General features: G+C 69.3%; 15 protein-coding genes. 7 read left to right on the top strand and 8 right to left on the bottom strand.

Annotated features, from left to right (window positions below; all coding sequences use genetic code 11):
* Positions 1-76 precede the first annotated feature (76 nt).
* Positions 77-691, top strand: a complete 615-nt coding sequence (locus OZ671_RS27615) for a hypothetical protein (RefSeq protein WP_268863693.1) — start codon at positions 77-79, stop codon at positions 689-691.
* Between the two features lie 27 nt (positions 692-718).
* On the opposite strand, the gene OZ671_RS27610 is transcribed toward OZ671_RS27615, so the two are convergent.
* The gene (locus OZ671_RS27610; protein WP_268863692.1) at positions 719-2,392 is read right to left on the bottom strand and encodes a formate--tetrahydrofolate ligase; all 1,674 of its coding nucleotides are present in this window, start codon (positions 2,390-2,392) and stop codon (positions 719-721) included.
* 122 nt (positions 2,393-2,514) lie between these two features.
* Between OZ671_RS27610 and OZ671_RS27605 the strand changes: the two genes are divergently transcribed.
* Positions 2,515-3,423 (top strand): 2-dehydro-3-deoxygalactonokinase, encoded by a 909-nt coding sequence (locus OZ671_RS27605; protein WP_268863691.1) that lies wholly within the window; start codon positions 2,515-2,517, stop codon positions 3,421-3,423.
* On the opposite strand, the gene arfB is transcribed toward OZ671_RS27605, so the two are convergent.
* Positions 3,420-3,839 (bottom strand): alternative ribosome rescue aminoacyl-tRNA hydrolase ArfB, encoded by a 420-nt coding sequence (arfB, locus tag OZ671_RS27600; RefSeq protein WP_268863695.1) that lies wholly within the window; start codon positions 3,837-3,839, stop codon positions 3,420-3,422. The genes OZ671_RS27605 and arfB overlap by 4 nt on opposite strands.
* A 43-nt stretch (positions 3,840-3,882) precedes the next feature.
* On the bottom strand, positions 3,883-4,815 hold the full coding sequence (locus tag OZ671_RS27595) for a dihydrodipicolinate synthase family protein (protein ID WP_268863694.1): 933 nt from the start codon (positions 4,813-4,815) through the stop codon (positions 3,883-3,885).
* A 316-nt stretch (positions 4,816-5,131) separates the two neighbouring features.
* Between OZ671_RS27595 and OZ671_RS27590 the strand changes: the two genes are divergently transcribed.
* Positions 5,132-5,908, top strand: a complete 777-nt coding sequence (locus OZ671_RS27590; RefSeq protein WP_268863690.1) for a hypothetical protein — start codon at positions 5,132-5,134, stop codon at positions 5,906-5,908.
* Between the two features lie 5 nt (positions 5,909-5,913).
* Here the strand turns inward: OZ671_RS27590 and pgi are convergent, their stop codons facing one another.
* Both pgi and OZ671_RS27580 read right to left on the bottom strand, forming a co-directional pair.
* On the bottom strand, positions 5,914-7,554 hold the full coding sequence (gene pgi, locus OZ671_RS27585; RefSeq protein WP_268863689.1) for a glucose-6-phosphate isomerase: 1,641 nt from the start codon (positions 7,552-7,554) through the stop codon (positions 5,914-5,916).
* A gap of 109 nt (positions 7,555-7,663) precedes the next feature.
* Positions 7,664-8,176, bottom strand: coding sequence for an RNA pyrophosphohydrolase (locus OZ671_RS27580; RefSeq protein WP_268863688.1), 513 nt, complete (start codon positions 8,174-8,176; stop codon positions 7,664-7,666).
* An 83-nt stretch (positions 8,177-8,259) separates the two neighbouring features.
* Here OZ671_RS27580 and OZ671_RS27575 point away from each other — a divergent pair, with 83 nt between their 5' ends.
* Positions 8,260-9,036 (top strand): DeoR/GlpR family DNA-binding transcription regulator, encoded by a 777-nt coding sequence (locus OZ671_RS27575; protein ID WP_268863687.1) that lies wholly within the window; start codon positions 8,260-8,262, stop codon positions 9,034-9,036.
* Between the two features lie 4 nt (positions 9,037-9,040).
* Here OZ671_RS27575 and OZ671_RS27570 read toward each other — a convergent pair whose 3' ends face one another.
* From OZ671_RS27570 to OZ671_RS27560, 3 genes are all read right to left on the bottom strand, one after another.
* Complete coding sequence (locus OZ671_RS27570) at positions 9,041-9,952, bottom strand: CopD family protein (protein ID WP_268863686.1); 912 nt, start codon at positions 9,950-9,952, stop codon at positions 9,041-9,043.
* A 32-nt stretch (positions 9,953-9,984) separates the two neighbouring features.
* The gene (locus OZ671_RS27565) at positions 9,985-11,181 is read right to left on the bottom strand and encodes an MFS transporter (protein WP_268863685.1); all 1,197 of its coding nucleotides are present in this window, start codon (positions 11,179-11,181) and stop codon (positions 9,985-9,987) included.
* A gap of 131 nt (positions 11,182-11,312) precedes the next feature.
* Positions 11,313-12,056, bottom strand: a complete 744-nt coding sequence (locus tag OZ671_RS27560; protein WP_268863684.1) for a GntR family transcriptional regulator — start codon at positions 12,054-12,056, stop codon at positions 11,313-11,315.
* A gap of 336 nt (positions 12,057-12,392) precedes the next feature.
* On the opposite strand from OZ671_RS27560, the gene OZ671_RS27555 reads away from it, so the two are divergent.
* The 3 genes from OZ671_RS27555 to OZ671_RS27545 are packed head-to-tail and all read left to right on the top strand — an operon-like array spanning position 12,393 to position 14,278.
* A complete protein-coding gene (locus tag OZ671_RS27555) occupies positions 12,393-12,806 on the top strand; it encodes a cupin domain-containing protein (RefSeq protein WP_268863683.1) in 414 nt (137 codons plus the stop codon).
* Positions 12,806-13,867, top strand: coding sequence for an Ldh family oxidoreductase (locus OZ671_RS27550; protein WP_268863682.1), 1,062 nt, complete (start codon positions 12,806-12,808; stop codon positions 13,865-13,867). The genes OZ671_RS27555 and OZ671_RS27550 overlap by 1 nt, the downstream gene beginning before the upstream one ends.
* A gap of 12 nt (positions 13,868-13,879) precedes the next feature.
* On the top strand, positions 13,880-14,278 hold the full coding sequence (locus OZ671_RS27545; protein WP_038304645.1) for a RidA family protein: 399 nt from the start codon (positions 13,880-13,882) through the stop codon (positions 14,276-14,278).
* Positions 14,279-14,282 lie beyond the last annotated feature (4 nt).

The raw sequence follows: 14,282 nt of genomic DNA, 5'->3' as shown, positions 1-14,282 counted from the left end.
GGCGGGCTGTTCGGCGCGCCCCAGCCCGCCCCGCCGCGCACGCCCTCGGCCGAACTGCGCTACTGAGCCCGCCGCCATGCCGTTCCAGAACCGCGTCGATCCCTTCGGTGTGATCCGCGCGGTTCCCGAGCGTGGCCTCGTCTACGGCAATCGCGGCGGCCGCATCCACCGCGACGACCGCACTCTGCAGCCGCGCGCCTGGGCCTCGCGCCAGTGGATATGCTGCGTGCTGTCGTTCAAGAACCGGCACCATGAGGTGATGGGCCCAGGCTATACCGGGCTGTTCTTCCTCGACGAGCCGACGGCCTTCGCCGCCGGCCACCGGCCCTGTTTCGAATGCCGGCGCGCCGATGCGAAACGTTTCGCCGCGGCCTGGGCGCGGGCGCGGGGACTGGCGGCGCCGCCGCGCGCGCCCGCAATGGATCTCGTCCTGCAGGCCGAGCGGCTCGACGGGCGAGCCAAGCGCCGGCACGCGGCCCGTTGCGAAAGCCTGCCCGACGGCGCGATGATCGCGCTCGACGACACGCCCTTCGCCGTGCGCGGCGACGACCTCCTGCCCTGGTCGTTCGGCGGCTACGGCGCGCCGCGCCGGCGACCGGCCGGCACGGTCAGCCTGCTGACGCCGCCGGCGATCGCCGCTGTTCTCGGCGCGGGTTATGCGCCCGCCTGGCATCCGAGCGCGGTGTCATAGCCGACGGCTTGCGCGGGCCGCCGCCACTCAGAACAGCCCTTCGATCTCGCCCTCGGCGTTGACGTGGATCGCTTCAGCAGCCGGCAGCCGCGGCAGGCCCGGCATGGTCATGATCTCACCGCAGATCGCCACGACGAAACCTGCGCCGGCGGCGAGGCGAACCTCGCGCACCGGCACGATATGGCCGCTCGGCGCGCCGAGCGCGGTCGGATCGGTGGAGAAGGAATATTGCGTCTTCGCCATGCAGACCGGCAGGCGGCCGAAGCCGGCCGCCTCGAAGGCCTGCAGGTCGGCCGCCGCCTTGGCCGAGATCGCGACGTCGGCAGCGCCATAGATGCGGGTCGCCACCGCGCGGATCTTGTCGGCGAGGCCGAACTCGTCCGGATAGGTCGTCCGGAAATCCGCCTTGCCGCTCTCGCAGAGCGCGACGACCGCCTCGGCCAGGCGTTCGGCGCCGCGGCCGCCCTCGGCCCAGTGGCGGCATTCGATGGCCTCGACGCCGAACTCGTCGCGGCAGCGGCGGACGATCAGCCGGTGCTCGGCCTCGGTGTCGGTGGTGAAGTGGTTGATGCCGACGACGACGGGCAGGCCGAAGGACCTGATATTGGCGACGTGGCGGCCGAGATTGACGAGCCCCCGGTCGAGCGCCTCGACATTCTCGCGCGCGAGGTCAGCCTTGGCCACGCCGCCATTCATCTTCAGCGCGCGGACGGTGGCGACGATCACCACCGCCGCCGGCTTCAGGCCGGCCTTGCGGCACTTGATGTTGAGGAACTTCTCGGCGCCGAGATCGGCGCCGAAACCGGCCTCGGTCACCACATAGTCGCCGAGCTTCAGGGCCGCCTTGGTGGCGATCACCGAATTGCAGCCATGGGCGATATTGGCGAAGGGGCCGCCATGGATCAGCGCCGGCGAACCCTCGATGGTCTGGACGATATTGGGCTTGATGGCGTCCTTCAGCAGCGCCGTCATGGCGCCGGCGGCATTGAGATCGCCGGCGGTCACCGGCTTCCTGGCGCGGGTATAGCCGATGACGATGCGGGCGAGCCGGGCCTCGAGGTCGGCGATGTCCTCGGCAAGGCAGAAACAGGCCATGACCTCGGAGGCGACGGTGATGTCGAAGCCGTCCTCGCGGGCAAAGCCGTTGGCCGCGCCGCCGAGGCCGACCGTCGTCGCGCGCAGGGCCCGGTCGTTCATGTCCATCACGCGGCGCCAGACGATGCGGCGCGTGTCGATGTCCAGGCCATTGCCCCAATAGACGTGGTTGTCGATCAGCGCCGCCAGCAGATTGTGGGCCGCGGTGATGGCGTGAAAATCGCCGGTGAAATGGAGGTTGATCGCCTCCATCGGCAGCACCTGGGCATGGCCGCCGCCGGTGGCGCCGCCCTTGACGCCGAAGACCGGACCGAGCGAGGGCTCGCGCAGCGCGATCACCGCACGCTTGCCGATCCGGTTCAGCGCGTCGCCGAGGCCGACCGTGGTGGTGGTCTTGCCCTCGCCTGCCGGCGTCGGATTGATCGCCGTCACCAGGACGAGCCGGCCGTCGGGCCTGTCCTTCAGGCTGGCGAGGAACGGGCCGTCGAACTTGGCGATGTATTTACCGTAAGGTTCCAGCGCATCGGCGGGAATTCCGGCCTTGGCGGCAATGGCGGCAATCGGCTGCAGGGTCGCCGCGCGCGCGACGGCAAGATCATGGGACATGGGCTGTCTGCACTGGTTTGGCGAGGCGAGATGGCGTTTGCTTGGTCTCTCACCTAGGACAAGCCGGTGGGCAAGTCCATGATGTCAGGCATGCCAAAAACCGAAGGGACGATGAGACCGACATGACCGACGGCAGGCTGATCGGCGTCGACTGGGGCACATCCTCGTTCCGCGCCGTGCTGATGGACGGCGTCGGCGCGATCCTCGCGCGTGTCGAACGACCGGCAGGGCTCCTGTCGGTCAGGGACGGCGCTTTCGAGCCGGTCCTGGTCGAGGCCATCGGCGCCTGGGAGAGCTGCGGACGGTGCCCGATCATCGCGTCCGGCATGGTGACGAGCCGCACGGGCTGGGTCGAGACCGCCTATCTCGGCTGCCCGGCCGGACCGGACGAACTCGCCGGCGCCCTGAGGCGGATCGAGACGCCGGCCGGGCGGCGGATCGCCTTCATCACCGGTCTCGCCTGCCGCAATGCCGCCGGCGAGCCGGACGTCATGCGCGGCGAAGAGACGCAGGTCGCCGGCCTCATGCCCGCCGGCGAGCGGCTCGTCGTCCTGCCGGGAACCCATTCGAAATGGGTCCACGTCGCGGACGGCCGGATCCTGCGCTTCCGCACCGCCATGACCGGCGACGTCTTCGCCGCTGTGAAGGACCATACCGTGCTGCGCCTGACGACGGCAGTCGCACGCACCGCGCCGGAAGCCTTCGCGCAGGGGCTTGCGAGCGGCGCCCGCGATGCGGGGGCCGGACTGCTCGGCAAGCTGTTCCGCCTGCGCGCCGGCAGCCTGATGGGTGATTTTCCGGCGGAGGAGACGGCGGAACGCCTGTCGGGCCTGCTGATCGGCACGGAGATCGCGGAGGCCCGCGCATTCGCGCCGGGTCTTGGCGGGCCGGTCGTGATCGTCGGGGGCGAAGAGCTCGCCGCACGCTATCAGGCCGCCTTCGACCGGCTCGGGATCGCTGCCGAAACGGCGCCGGCCGACGCCGCTTTCGCCGGCCAGTTCCGGATCGCCCGCAGCGCCGGCCTGATCTAATCCGAGCCCGGCCGGGTGGTGCGCATCTTCTTCACGCCCGCGCGGCGCGACTTGCCTTCCAGGCGCCGTTCCTTCGAGGCGCGGGTCGGCCGGGTGGCAATCCGCCGCTTCGGCCGCACCGCCGCGCGCCTGACGAATTCGACGAGCCTTGCGAGCGCATCCTCGCGGTTCATCTCCTGCGACCGGAACCGGTCGGCCTGGATCACCACGACGCCGTCCTTGGTCAGCCGGGAGCCGACGAGCGGGACGAGCCGCGCCTTGACGTCGGGCGGCAGCGCCGAGCCGGCCAGGTTGAAGCGCAGCTCGCAGGCCGTCGCCACCTTGTTGACGTTCTGCCCGCCGGGTCCGGAGGCGCGGACATAGGTCACCGAGATATCGTCGGGGTCGAGCGCCAGCGCGCCGGTCACCGGAATCATCTCGGCCATGCCGTGCTCCCCTTCAGCCCGGCGCGCCCGGCGGTCAGGCCGCCTTGGCGCGCGCGTCGTGGCGGGCGAGCCGTTCGAACAGGTAATCGACCTCGGCCCGCGCCTTGGCGGACAGGCCGGCGCCCGGCTTGCGCTGGGCGTCGGACGCGATCACGCCGCGCTTCTTCAGCACATATTTGCGCACGGCAAGACCCGCGCCCGGCTGCTGCTCGTAGCGCAGCAGCGGCAGATGGGCGTCGAACAGGTCGTGGGCCGCGTCGCGCTTGCCGGCCTGCTGCAGCTTGACGACGTCGACCAGCATGTCCGGGAAGGCATAGCCGGTCATGGCGCCGTCGGCGCCGCGCTCGCATTCGAAGTCGAGGAACAGGCCACCATTGCCGCAGAGGATGGAGACGTGGCGCATCGAGCCGTCGGCCTCGAAACCGCGCAGCGTCGAGATCTTCTCAAGACCCGGCCAGTCCTCGTGCTTGAGCATGACGCAGGACGGCAGGTCCTGCACGATCGAGCGGATCACCTTGGGCGTCATCACCACCGAAAAGGTCAGCGGGAAATCCTGGATGACGAAGGGCACGTCGTCGCCGATCGCGTCCACGGCCTGCCTGTAGTAGGTGACGATCTGGTCGTCGGTCCGCAGCGTATTGGGCGGCGCGATCATGACGCCAGCCGCGCCGGCATCCATCACGGTGCGCGCGAGCGAGCGCATATTGGCAAAGCCGGGCGCCGACACGCCGACGATCACCGGCATGGCGCTGCCGGCGCGCGCGATGATCTGCTTCGACAGCGCGACCGATTCCTCCTGGTCGAGCTTCGGCGCCTCGCCCATGACGCCGAGAATGGTCAGGCCGTTGGCGCCGCAGGCGCGGTAGAAGTCGACCATGCTGTCCGTCGATTTGGTGTCGATACGGCCGTCGTCATGGAACGGGGTGGCGGCAATCACATAGACGCCGCTGGCCTTGGTGAGATCGATGCCGTTCGCCTGCATGGTAGTGTCTCCCACATGTCGGCAACGGCGATGCCACGAAACGCCAGGCGGGTCAAAGGTTCCCCCGGTCATCAGGCCTGCCTGGACCGCATGGGCGGGCGGCGGCCGAGGGGCCGGCCGTCGCGCGGCCGATCGTGGACGAGATCGACCGCCAAGCAAATGGCCGTGCTCGAAGACGGGATCGAGCCGCGTCCCGCGCCGCCTCACGGCCGTCCCTGCGGCCAAGCGCCCCACCGGTTGGCCGCGCGAGCGCGCGCTATTGGCCTTGCTACCGCCTGACGGCGTCGATCAGGATCCGGGCATGGCGTTCAGGGCGATCATCGACGATCTCAACACATCCATCGCGAACCTCCGCCTCGCCTGGCGGAAGCCGTGGGTGCGGGCAGCGAGCATCGCGGCGGCCGCGGCCTATATTCTCTACGCCTGGGTGCTGTTCCCGACCCACGCGGTGCGGGTGCGCATCGGCATGGACCTGACGATCAACGGCGTGACACGCTCGGCATCCAACGTCGTCGCCTTCCGCCGCCGCAGCGGGCCATCGATCCTCACCGACGGCCTGGCGACGATCCGCGGCGAAGCGGTCGTGCTCACCTTCGGCGCCCGCGGCGCGCTGGTCATGCTGCTCACGCCCCTGCGCCGGACCGCGCCGGATTTCCTGCTGCGCCAGGTCGTCGCCGCCATGGGCGGCGATGCCAATGGCGCCCTGGAGGCCGGCATCGCCCATGTCGCGGCGCAGACCCGGCGCTTCGAGTTCTCGAGCGCGGTGACCGAGGTCGACGGCCACGAGGAACATCCCCTGCAGCCCGACGTCATCTTCCTCGCCGACCGCTTCGCCGGCCAGCCGGACCGGGACGGCGCGCCGATCTCGCTGGACGTGCCCGTGCACCATCCAGACGGGACGCTCGGCACATCCGGTGCCAGCATCGTGCTCTGGGTCGAAACCGTCTCCCGCTTCCGTCCCGTGACGCGCGGCGAGGTGACCGCCAAACTGCCCTTCTTCAACAGTTTCTGGGCGCGCAACCATGTCGTGCCACCGGCTCCGCCAGCGCTCAGGCCGGCCAATTTCCGGCTGGACTGAGCCGGTCAGAGCCTGAGGCGGCGCAGCGCCTCGACGAGGCCGGCGGTCGAGCCGTCGAGCCCTTCGACGCCGTGGACGCGGCCGGCGACGACCGGCTCGAGCGCGGTCGCCAGCTCCTTGCCGAGCTCGACGCCCCACTGGTCGAAGGCGTTGATGTCGAGCACGGCGGCCATGACGAAGACCTTGTGCTCGTAGAGCGCGACCAGCATGCCGAGCGTTGCAGGATCGAGCTTGCGATAGAGGAAGGTGGTGGAGGGCCGGTTGCCGGCAAACACCCGGTGGGGGGCGAGCGCCGCCGCCTCGGCCTCGCTCAGCCCCTTGTCGCGCGCCTGCGCCAGGGCTTCCTCCAGCGTCCGGCCGCGCATCAGCGCCTGGCTCTGCGCCAGGCAGTTGGCGATCAGCAGGTCATGATGCTTGCGGCCCCGCTCATGCGGGCTCGCGGCGATCAGGAAATCACAGGGCACGACCTCGGTGCCCTGGTGCAGCAGCTGGAAGAAGGCGTGCTGGCCATTGGTGCCCGGCTCGCCCCAGATCACCGGGCCGGTCGCGCGGCCGACCGGATCGCCGGCAAGCGTGACCGACTTGCCGAGGCTTTCCATGTCGAGCTGCTGCAGATGCGCCGGGAACCGCGCCAGCCGCTGGTCATAGGGCAGCACGGCATGGCTCGGGTAGTTCCAGACGTTGCGGTGCCAGAGGCCGAGAAGCCCCATGACGACCGGCATGTTGCGGCCGAGCGGGGCGTTGAGGAAATGCTGGTCGACCCGCTCGGCGCCGGCCAGGAAGGCCTGGAAGTTGCGCGGCCCGATGGCGATCATCAGTGCCAGCCCGATCGCCGACCAGACCGAATAGCGCCCGCCGACCCAGTCCCAGAAGCGGAACATGCTCTGCTCGGGAATGCCGAAGGCCGTCACCGCAGCGAGATTGGTGGACACCGCCGCGAAGTGATGGCTGACCGCCGCCTCGCCGAGCGCCTGCGCCACGAAGGCGCGCGCGGTCGCGGCATTGGTCATGGTCTCGATGGTGGTGAAGGTCTTCGAGGAAATGATGAACAGGGTCCGTGCGGGATCGAGGCCCTTCAGCGTATCGGCCATGTGGGCGCCGTCGACATTGGAGACGAAACGCACGGAAAGGCCGCGCTTGGCATAGGGCGACAGCGCCATGGCCGCCATGGCCGGGCCGAGGTCGGAGCCGCCGATGCCGATATTGACGACGGTCGAGAAGCGCTTTCCCGTGGCGCCGCGCAGCGCGCCGGACCGCAGCGCATCGGCGAAGGCCGCGCAGCGCTCGCGCTCGGCGGCGACCGCCGGCATGACGTCGCGGCCGTCGACCAGCATGGGGCGGCCCGAGAGGTTGCGCAGCGCGACATGCAGCACCGCGCGATTTTCGGTCCGGTTGATCCGTTCGCCGGCAAACATCGCGTCGCGCTTCGGCTCGACCCCGGCGGCCCGGGCGAGCTCGACCAGGAGCTTCATGGTCCGCGCCGTCACCCGGTTCTTGGAATAATCCATGAGGACCGGGCCGAGCCGGATCGAATGCCGCTGGAAACGCTTCGGATCGGCCTCGAACAGGCCCGCGAGCGAGGTCTCCTCGAGGGCGGCCTTGTGGCTTTCGAGCTGGGCAAAGGCGGCGGCAACGGCATCGGTCATGTCAGGCGATTCCGGTCTGGAAGGCGATGGGCGGCGACCATCGGGGCGCATCATGACCTAACGATGATGAATTGCGGCGGATCACGGTCGATGCCGGCGGAGCATGACACTATCCGGAGAGCCGAGTGAAGACGGCAAATTCGGCGGCGACCCGGGCGTAGACCTGACGCTTGTAGGGCACCACGAGCGCGGGCAGACGGTGGAGCGCCTCCCAGCGCCAGCAGTCGAATTCGGGCGCTTCGCCCGGCGCCGCATGGCTGAGATCGATCGTCGCCTCGGCGCCGGTGAAGCGGAACGCGAACCAGGCCTGGCTCTGGCCGCGCCAGCGGTCGAGCCGGTGCGGCGGACCGTGATAGGGCGGCCAGTCATAGACGAGCGGCTCGGCCACCCGGCCGAGCGGAACGGCATCGACAATGCCGGTCTCCTCGGCCAATTCGCGCCGGGCCGCCGCCGCCTCGCTTTCACCGGGATCGACACCGCCCTGCGGCATTTGCCATTCGAAACCCGGCGCGATGACCTCCGGCCCGTCGTCGCCGGTGCGCCGCGCGATCAGCACGTGGCCATGCGCATTGAACAGCGCGATGCCGACATTACGGCGGTAGCTTGCGGCAGCAGCGCACATCCGTGAATCTCCGGATACCGTGATCACGCATCCGTGATCGACTATCGCCCCCCTCGCCGACCGCATATCCGGAATGCATTTCTATGGCCAGGCCGCTCGCGGTAAACCGCCACGACCGTATCCGCGAACAGATCGAAGCCACCGGCTCCGCCACGGTCGGCAGCCTTGCCGCGCAGCTCGGCGTGTCGCGCGAGACCATTCGCCGCGACCTGAAGCTGCTGGCCGACCGGCAGGAACTCGACATCGTTCATGGCGGCGCCACCCGCCGGGCCGGCATGGAACCGGGCCCGGTCCGCCGCCTCGCGCCCGTGGCGAGCGACAATTCCGCCGGCCGGGCCGCCATCGCGCAGACCGCCGCCAATCTGGTCACCGACGGCATGGTCGTGCTGCTCGACTGCGGCCCGACCGCGCGGCTCGTCGCCGAGGCGCTGACAGGCCGGCAGCGGCTGACCGTGATCACCAACAGCCTCGCCAATGCGCTGCTGCTGACGCGTGTGCCCGGCTTCCGGGTGGTGATGCTGGGCGGCGAGATCGATGCCGTCGACGAAAGCTCTGTCGGCATCGACACGATGGACATGCTGCGCAACTATCGCGTCGACATCGCCTTCCTGTGCGCCGGCGGCCTGACCGCCGACGGCCAGCCGACCGATACGTGCAGGCTCTGGGCCGAGCAGCGCCAGCGCATGATCAAGGCCGCCAAGCGCGCCTATTTCATGGTCGATTCCTCGGTTTTCGAACGCGAGACACCAGTGCGCATCAACGGCATCGAGGCGGCGACCGGCATCATCGTGGATACGCCGCCGAGCCGCGAGCTCAGTCAGGCGGTGTTCGACCGCGGCTTCGACATGCTGGTGGCCTGAACGCTCAGCCCGGCAGACGGTGACCGAGGTCGGGCGGATCGACGCCGACGAGTTCGGCGGTCACGCAGAGCACCAGCAGGCCGAGCAGGATCTGCCGGCCGAGCGAGCGACGCAGCGCCGAGGCCGCCAGGACATCGCCGCGCAGCAGCAGCCGGACATGACGGAAACGCGCGGTGAAGGCATGGACGAGCAGCAGCACCACCAGCGCCGCCTTGGCCATCAGCGCCCAGCCGAACCAGGAGGCCGGCAGGCCGCGCGCCGGGCCGGCCAGATACCAGGCGGAGGCAAGACCGCTCGCCAGCGCCAGCAGCACCATGATGCGGGCATAACGCGACCAGACGAGGAAAGCCTCGCCCGCCGCGCGTGGATCACGCCGCAAGGTGAGGTTGCGCAGGGGGAACAGGCTGCCGAACCAGAAGGCGGCGGTGCTGACATGCACCACGGTGAGCGCGGCGAGCTCCTGACGCGGGCGATACTGCGTGGCATGGCCGAAGGCCGCATAGCTCGCCGCGACCGCCACCGCGCCGACCACCGCCATGCCGGTCGCCCAGCTCCGCCGCGCCAGCGCGAGCAGGACCAGCAGCAGCCCGGCGAGCCGCATGAGGCCAGCATCGCCGAAACGCGACCGCGCGATGACGACATAGAGATCGGCACGCATGGCGGCCTCCGGGGAGCGGGCCAGGCTCAGCGCGCGCAGGGGCCACCCGGCGAGGCCCGCCAGGAGGCCGACCAGGACGAGCACGAACAGCCAGCGCCGGGCCGCCGTCGCCTCGTCGGCGGTCAGCTCGCCGCTCATGAACAGCAGGAACAGGGCGATGCCCGCCCCGCCCAGCGCGCCGATCGCGCCGACGGCGCGCAGCACCGCCGCCAGCGCGTTCAGCGGATCTCCCGGTCCCTGCCAGAACTCCAGGATCATGCCCGTCCCTTCGTGTCCCTGCCCTCGGGCCGTCAGCTAGAGCGCGTACGGAAGCGGCGCGCAAGCAGCGCCGTCGCGGCGAAGGAGGCAAGCGCCACCGCAAAGAGCAGGACGAACCCCCATGCGGGGCCGATCCAGTCGAGAACGAAGGCGTAGGCCGTCGGAGCCGCGGCCGTCACGACGAGGCCGGGCGTGGCAATGGTCGCGAGCACGCCGACATAGCCGTCCCGGCCGAACAGCACGAGCGGCACGGCGCCGCGCACGATGGTGACGAGGCCGATGGAAATGCCGAACAGGATGGAGAACAGCGCAAGCGCCGGCGTCGAGGCGCCGCCGATGGCGAGCGGCAGGAAGGCGACGACTAGGATGCCCGTCGACAGCATGGCGAAGGCGAACGGGTTGAGATTGCCGCCGAACAGCATTTCGGCGAGACGTCCGAGGGTCTGGAACACGCCGCGGATCGAGGCGATCCAGACGGCGGTGGCGGCCGATGCGCCGAGCATGACGGCGGCCGGAATGAAATGGGCGTTGAGCGCCACCGTCACGAAGGAGTTGCAGGCGAAGGCGATGGCCAGGAGGAGGATCGCCTGCGCGCGCAGCGCCTGCGGCACCAGCGGCGGCGGATCCGCGGCCGCGCCATTCCCGCCATTGGCGCCTCGCAGCATCGCGCCCTTGCGCGGCATGGCAAGGTGCAGCGGTGTGCAGATGACGAGCACAGAGGCGGCGCAGACCATCCACGCGACGCGCCAGCCATAGGCCTCGTTCACATAGTGGCAGATCGGCCAGTAGACCGTGGAGGCGAGGCCGCCGAACAGGGCGAGCAGGCTGATCGGCCGGCGCGCCGCGGTGCCGTGGATCTCGACGAGCGTGGCGAAGGACGCATCGTAGAGCGTCAGCCGTGAGGCGAGGCCGAGCACGACCCAGGCGAAGAGATAGACGACGGGATCGGCGACCTGCGACAGCATGGCAAGACCGAGTGCGGCGACCACCGACCCCATGGTCAAGGTGGCGCGGCCGCCGTTCTTCTCCTGATAGCGCGCGACCGGCTTGGCGACGAAGCCGCCGACCAGGAGCGAGATCGAGAAGCCGAAGAAGACGAAGGTCTGGCTCCAGCCGAGCTCGGCCGCCATCGGCGTCGAGAGCACGGAAATGCCGTAGACGATGGTGCCCCAGGAAATGATCTGGGCGATGCCGAGCGCGACGATGATGAAGACGGGAGACATGAGCATGGCGGGCCAGCCGGCAAACTCCCCGAGCCCGCCGCATCGGCATATCGCCATTTGGACTGAGCGGATCCGTGCGACGGGCACGGCTGCGCGCCGCCAGGGCCGGGCCGCCGCCCGCTTCGCGGCGCGGCCGCCTAGGGCTTGGCCGGCGTCGCTGGGAAGCGGCCCGGCGCCGGCGCCATTTTCTGCAGCTTCAGCAGCCGCTCCCGCAGCGCGTGAATATGCTCGAGCATGTGGCGCCCCGCCTCGTCCTCGTCGCCCGCGGCGACCGCATCGGCGATCATGGCATGCTGCCTGTTGGTCGCGCCGACATCGATCGTCTGCCAGAGATTGAGGTACCAGAACCGCGTCGAGCGCTCGTGCAGCGTCCGGGCGAAATCGCCCATGATGGAGTTGCCCGAGAGCAGGGCGAGCTCCCTGTGGAAGGCGCGGTCGTTGATGGTGAAGGCGTTCAGGTCGGGCGCGCCCGTGCTCTCCTCATGCTCGCCGGCGAGCGCCTTGAGACCTGCCAGCTGCTCCTTGCCGACCTCGCCCGCCTTGACGCGGCGCGCGGCCGAGCGGGCGAGCTCGGGCTCGACCGCGACGCGTGAGTCGAGGATCTTGAGAATCTCGCCGAGGCTCTCCGGCTGAACGATCACGCCCTTGCGGGGCAGGACCTCGACCAGGCCTTCCACCTGCAGGCGCTGCAGAGCCTGGTGGACCGGCGTGCGTCCCAGTTTCAGCTGGGCGCAGAGCGCCGCCTCGCTGAGATACTGCCCTGGCAGAAAGAACAGCGTGATGACTTTTTCCTTGATCTGCTCATAGGCCTCGTCAACCAGAGATCTCGGCTTGCCTCCCGATCGTAGACCCACCTTGCCAGGGGTCGTCGTCTTCGCCATGCCCTGCTCCTTGATGAGGCCGATTGGCGCGGCAGCTTGGCCGCGAGGTCGTTTGACTGCTGAAATATCTGAAACCCTGAACGCGTTCCAGACATCGCGTCGGTGATTCACATGTCCCCGCGGCGAGATCCATATCCTCGCCGCGCGTCTCTCCTCGCCCGCGGCCTGCCCGGCCGCTGCGGATGCCGCGGCTGCCCTCCCGTCCGTTCAGGCTCTTCGAACCGCTCCGCGGCCGGCGACGCGCAGCGCCTGCCGCAAAACGCACCGGTACGGCTTGGCTTTTCGATTCATCTGAAATATCATATAAAATGACAAGTGATATTTTGGCGAGGCACAGTGAGCGACAATCCCAAACCGGCCGCTGCCGGCGCGCCCTCCATCGATGAAATCCTGCTCCAGGCGGACGCCCTGCCCTGGCGCGCCAAATCGCTGAAGGGCGTCTTCGAAAAGATGCTCTGGCGTGACGAGGCGACCGGAGCCTCCGTGGCGCTCATCAAGTTCGAAAAGGGCGCAAGCATACCCACACCGCACCTGCACGCGTCCACCCAGATGATGTACTGCCTTTCCGGTCACTATGAATATGTCAAGACCGGCGTCACGCTGAAGGCCGGCTCGTTCTACTGCAACCCCAAGGGCAATGTGCACGGCCCGACCCTGGCGCACGAAGAGACCGTCGTCATCGAGATCTATGACGGTCCGCACTATCCGGTGCGCCCCGACTGGTACGACAATGACGAGGACGCCCGCTGATGAGCGCCGCTCCCGTCCAGACGGTACCGGCGCAGGCCCTGGCGCGGGCCGTCGCGGCGATCTTCGCCGCCTGCGGCGTCGCCCCTGACGCCGCCGACATCGTCGCCGAGGATCTCGTCGCGGCCGATGTCGAGGGCGTCGCCTCCCACGGCGTGATGCTGGTGCCGATGTATGTGAAGCGGCTCAAGGCCGGATCGGTCTCGACCGGCGCGGCGGGCGAGGTCGTTTCCGACAGCGGCGGCGCCATCGTCATCGACGCCGGCAACGTCCTCGGCCAGTTGACGGCCAGGCAGGCCGTCGGGCTCGCGGTCGCGCGCGCCAGACAGCTCGGCATGGCGACCGTGGCGGTCCGCAATGCCTTCCATTTCGGCACTGCCGGGCGCTATGCCCGCATGATCGCCGACCAGGGCGCGGTCGGCATCGTGATGGCGAATACCCGCCCCCTCATGCCGGCGCCGGGCGGGGCGCAGCCGCTGACCGGCAACAATCCCCTCGCCATTGCCGCGCCGGGCGCCGGCGCGTTCCACCCGGAGGTCGACATGGCCATGAGCGCTGTCGCCATGGGCAAGATCCGCAATGCCGCCGCCGCCGGCCAGGCCATTCCGGCCGGCTGGGCGGCGGACAGGGACGGCCTCGCCACCACCGATCCGCAGAAGGCGATCGAGGGCATGCTGCTGCCGGCCGCCGGCCCGAAGGGGTTCGGACTGGCCTTCATGATCGACCTCCTGGCGGGCGGCCTGTCCGGCGGAGCGATCGGCGCGGAGGTCAACCACCTCTATGGCGAAGCGGCCTCGCCCTATCGCTGCTCCAATCTCTTCATCGCCATCGATGTCGGGCATTTCGGCGCCGAAGCCACGTTCAAGGCCCGCGCCGATGCCGAGCTCCAGCACGTCTCCGGCTCGCGGCGGGCTCCCGACGTCGAACGCGTCTATGCTCCCGGAGAACTGGCCTTCGCAGCCCGTTCGACGAGCAATGGCCACGCGCGCGTGGCACAGGCCGCCTGGACCTCCCTGACCGAAACGGGGACGTCCGTCGGGGTCGATTTCCCTTCGTACTTCTAAGTGAGGACAGACGTGAAACAGCAGGTTGTTACCGACAAGCTCGCCAAGCCCAACGGCCACTTCTCCCAGGCGACCACGATCGAGGCGAAGGGCAAGCTGGTCTTCATTTCCGGCATGACGGCGCGCAAGGCCGACGGCAGCGTCGCCGGCATCGGCGATATCGAGGTGCAGACCCGGCAGGTCTGCGAGAACCTCAAGGCGGCGGCCGAGGCGGCCGGCGGCTCGCTCGAGGACATCGTGCGCGTCGACGTCTATGTCCGCAACATCGAGCACTTCCCGATCATCCACAAGGTTCGCGCCGAATACTTCAAGGCTCCGGTGCCGGCCTCCACCATGGTCGAGGTCTCGAAGATGGTGAACGCGGAATATCTCATCGAGATCAGCGCCATCGCGGTGCTGCCGAACGGCTAAGAAC

This window comes from Phreatobacter sp. AB_2022a, from assembly GCF_026847585.1.
Classification (GTDB): Bacteria; Pseudomonadota; Alphaproteobacteria; order Rhizobiales; family Phreatobacteraceae; genus Phreatobacter.
Note: the sequence above shows the minus strand (reverse complement) of the source record. Positions and strands in the feature narration are given on the sequence as shown.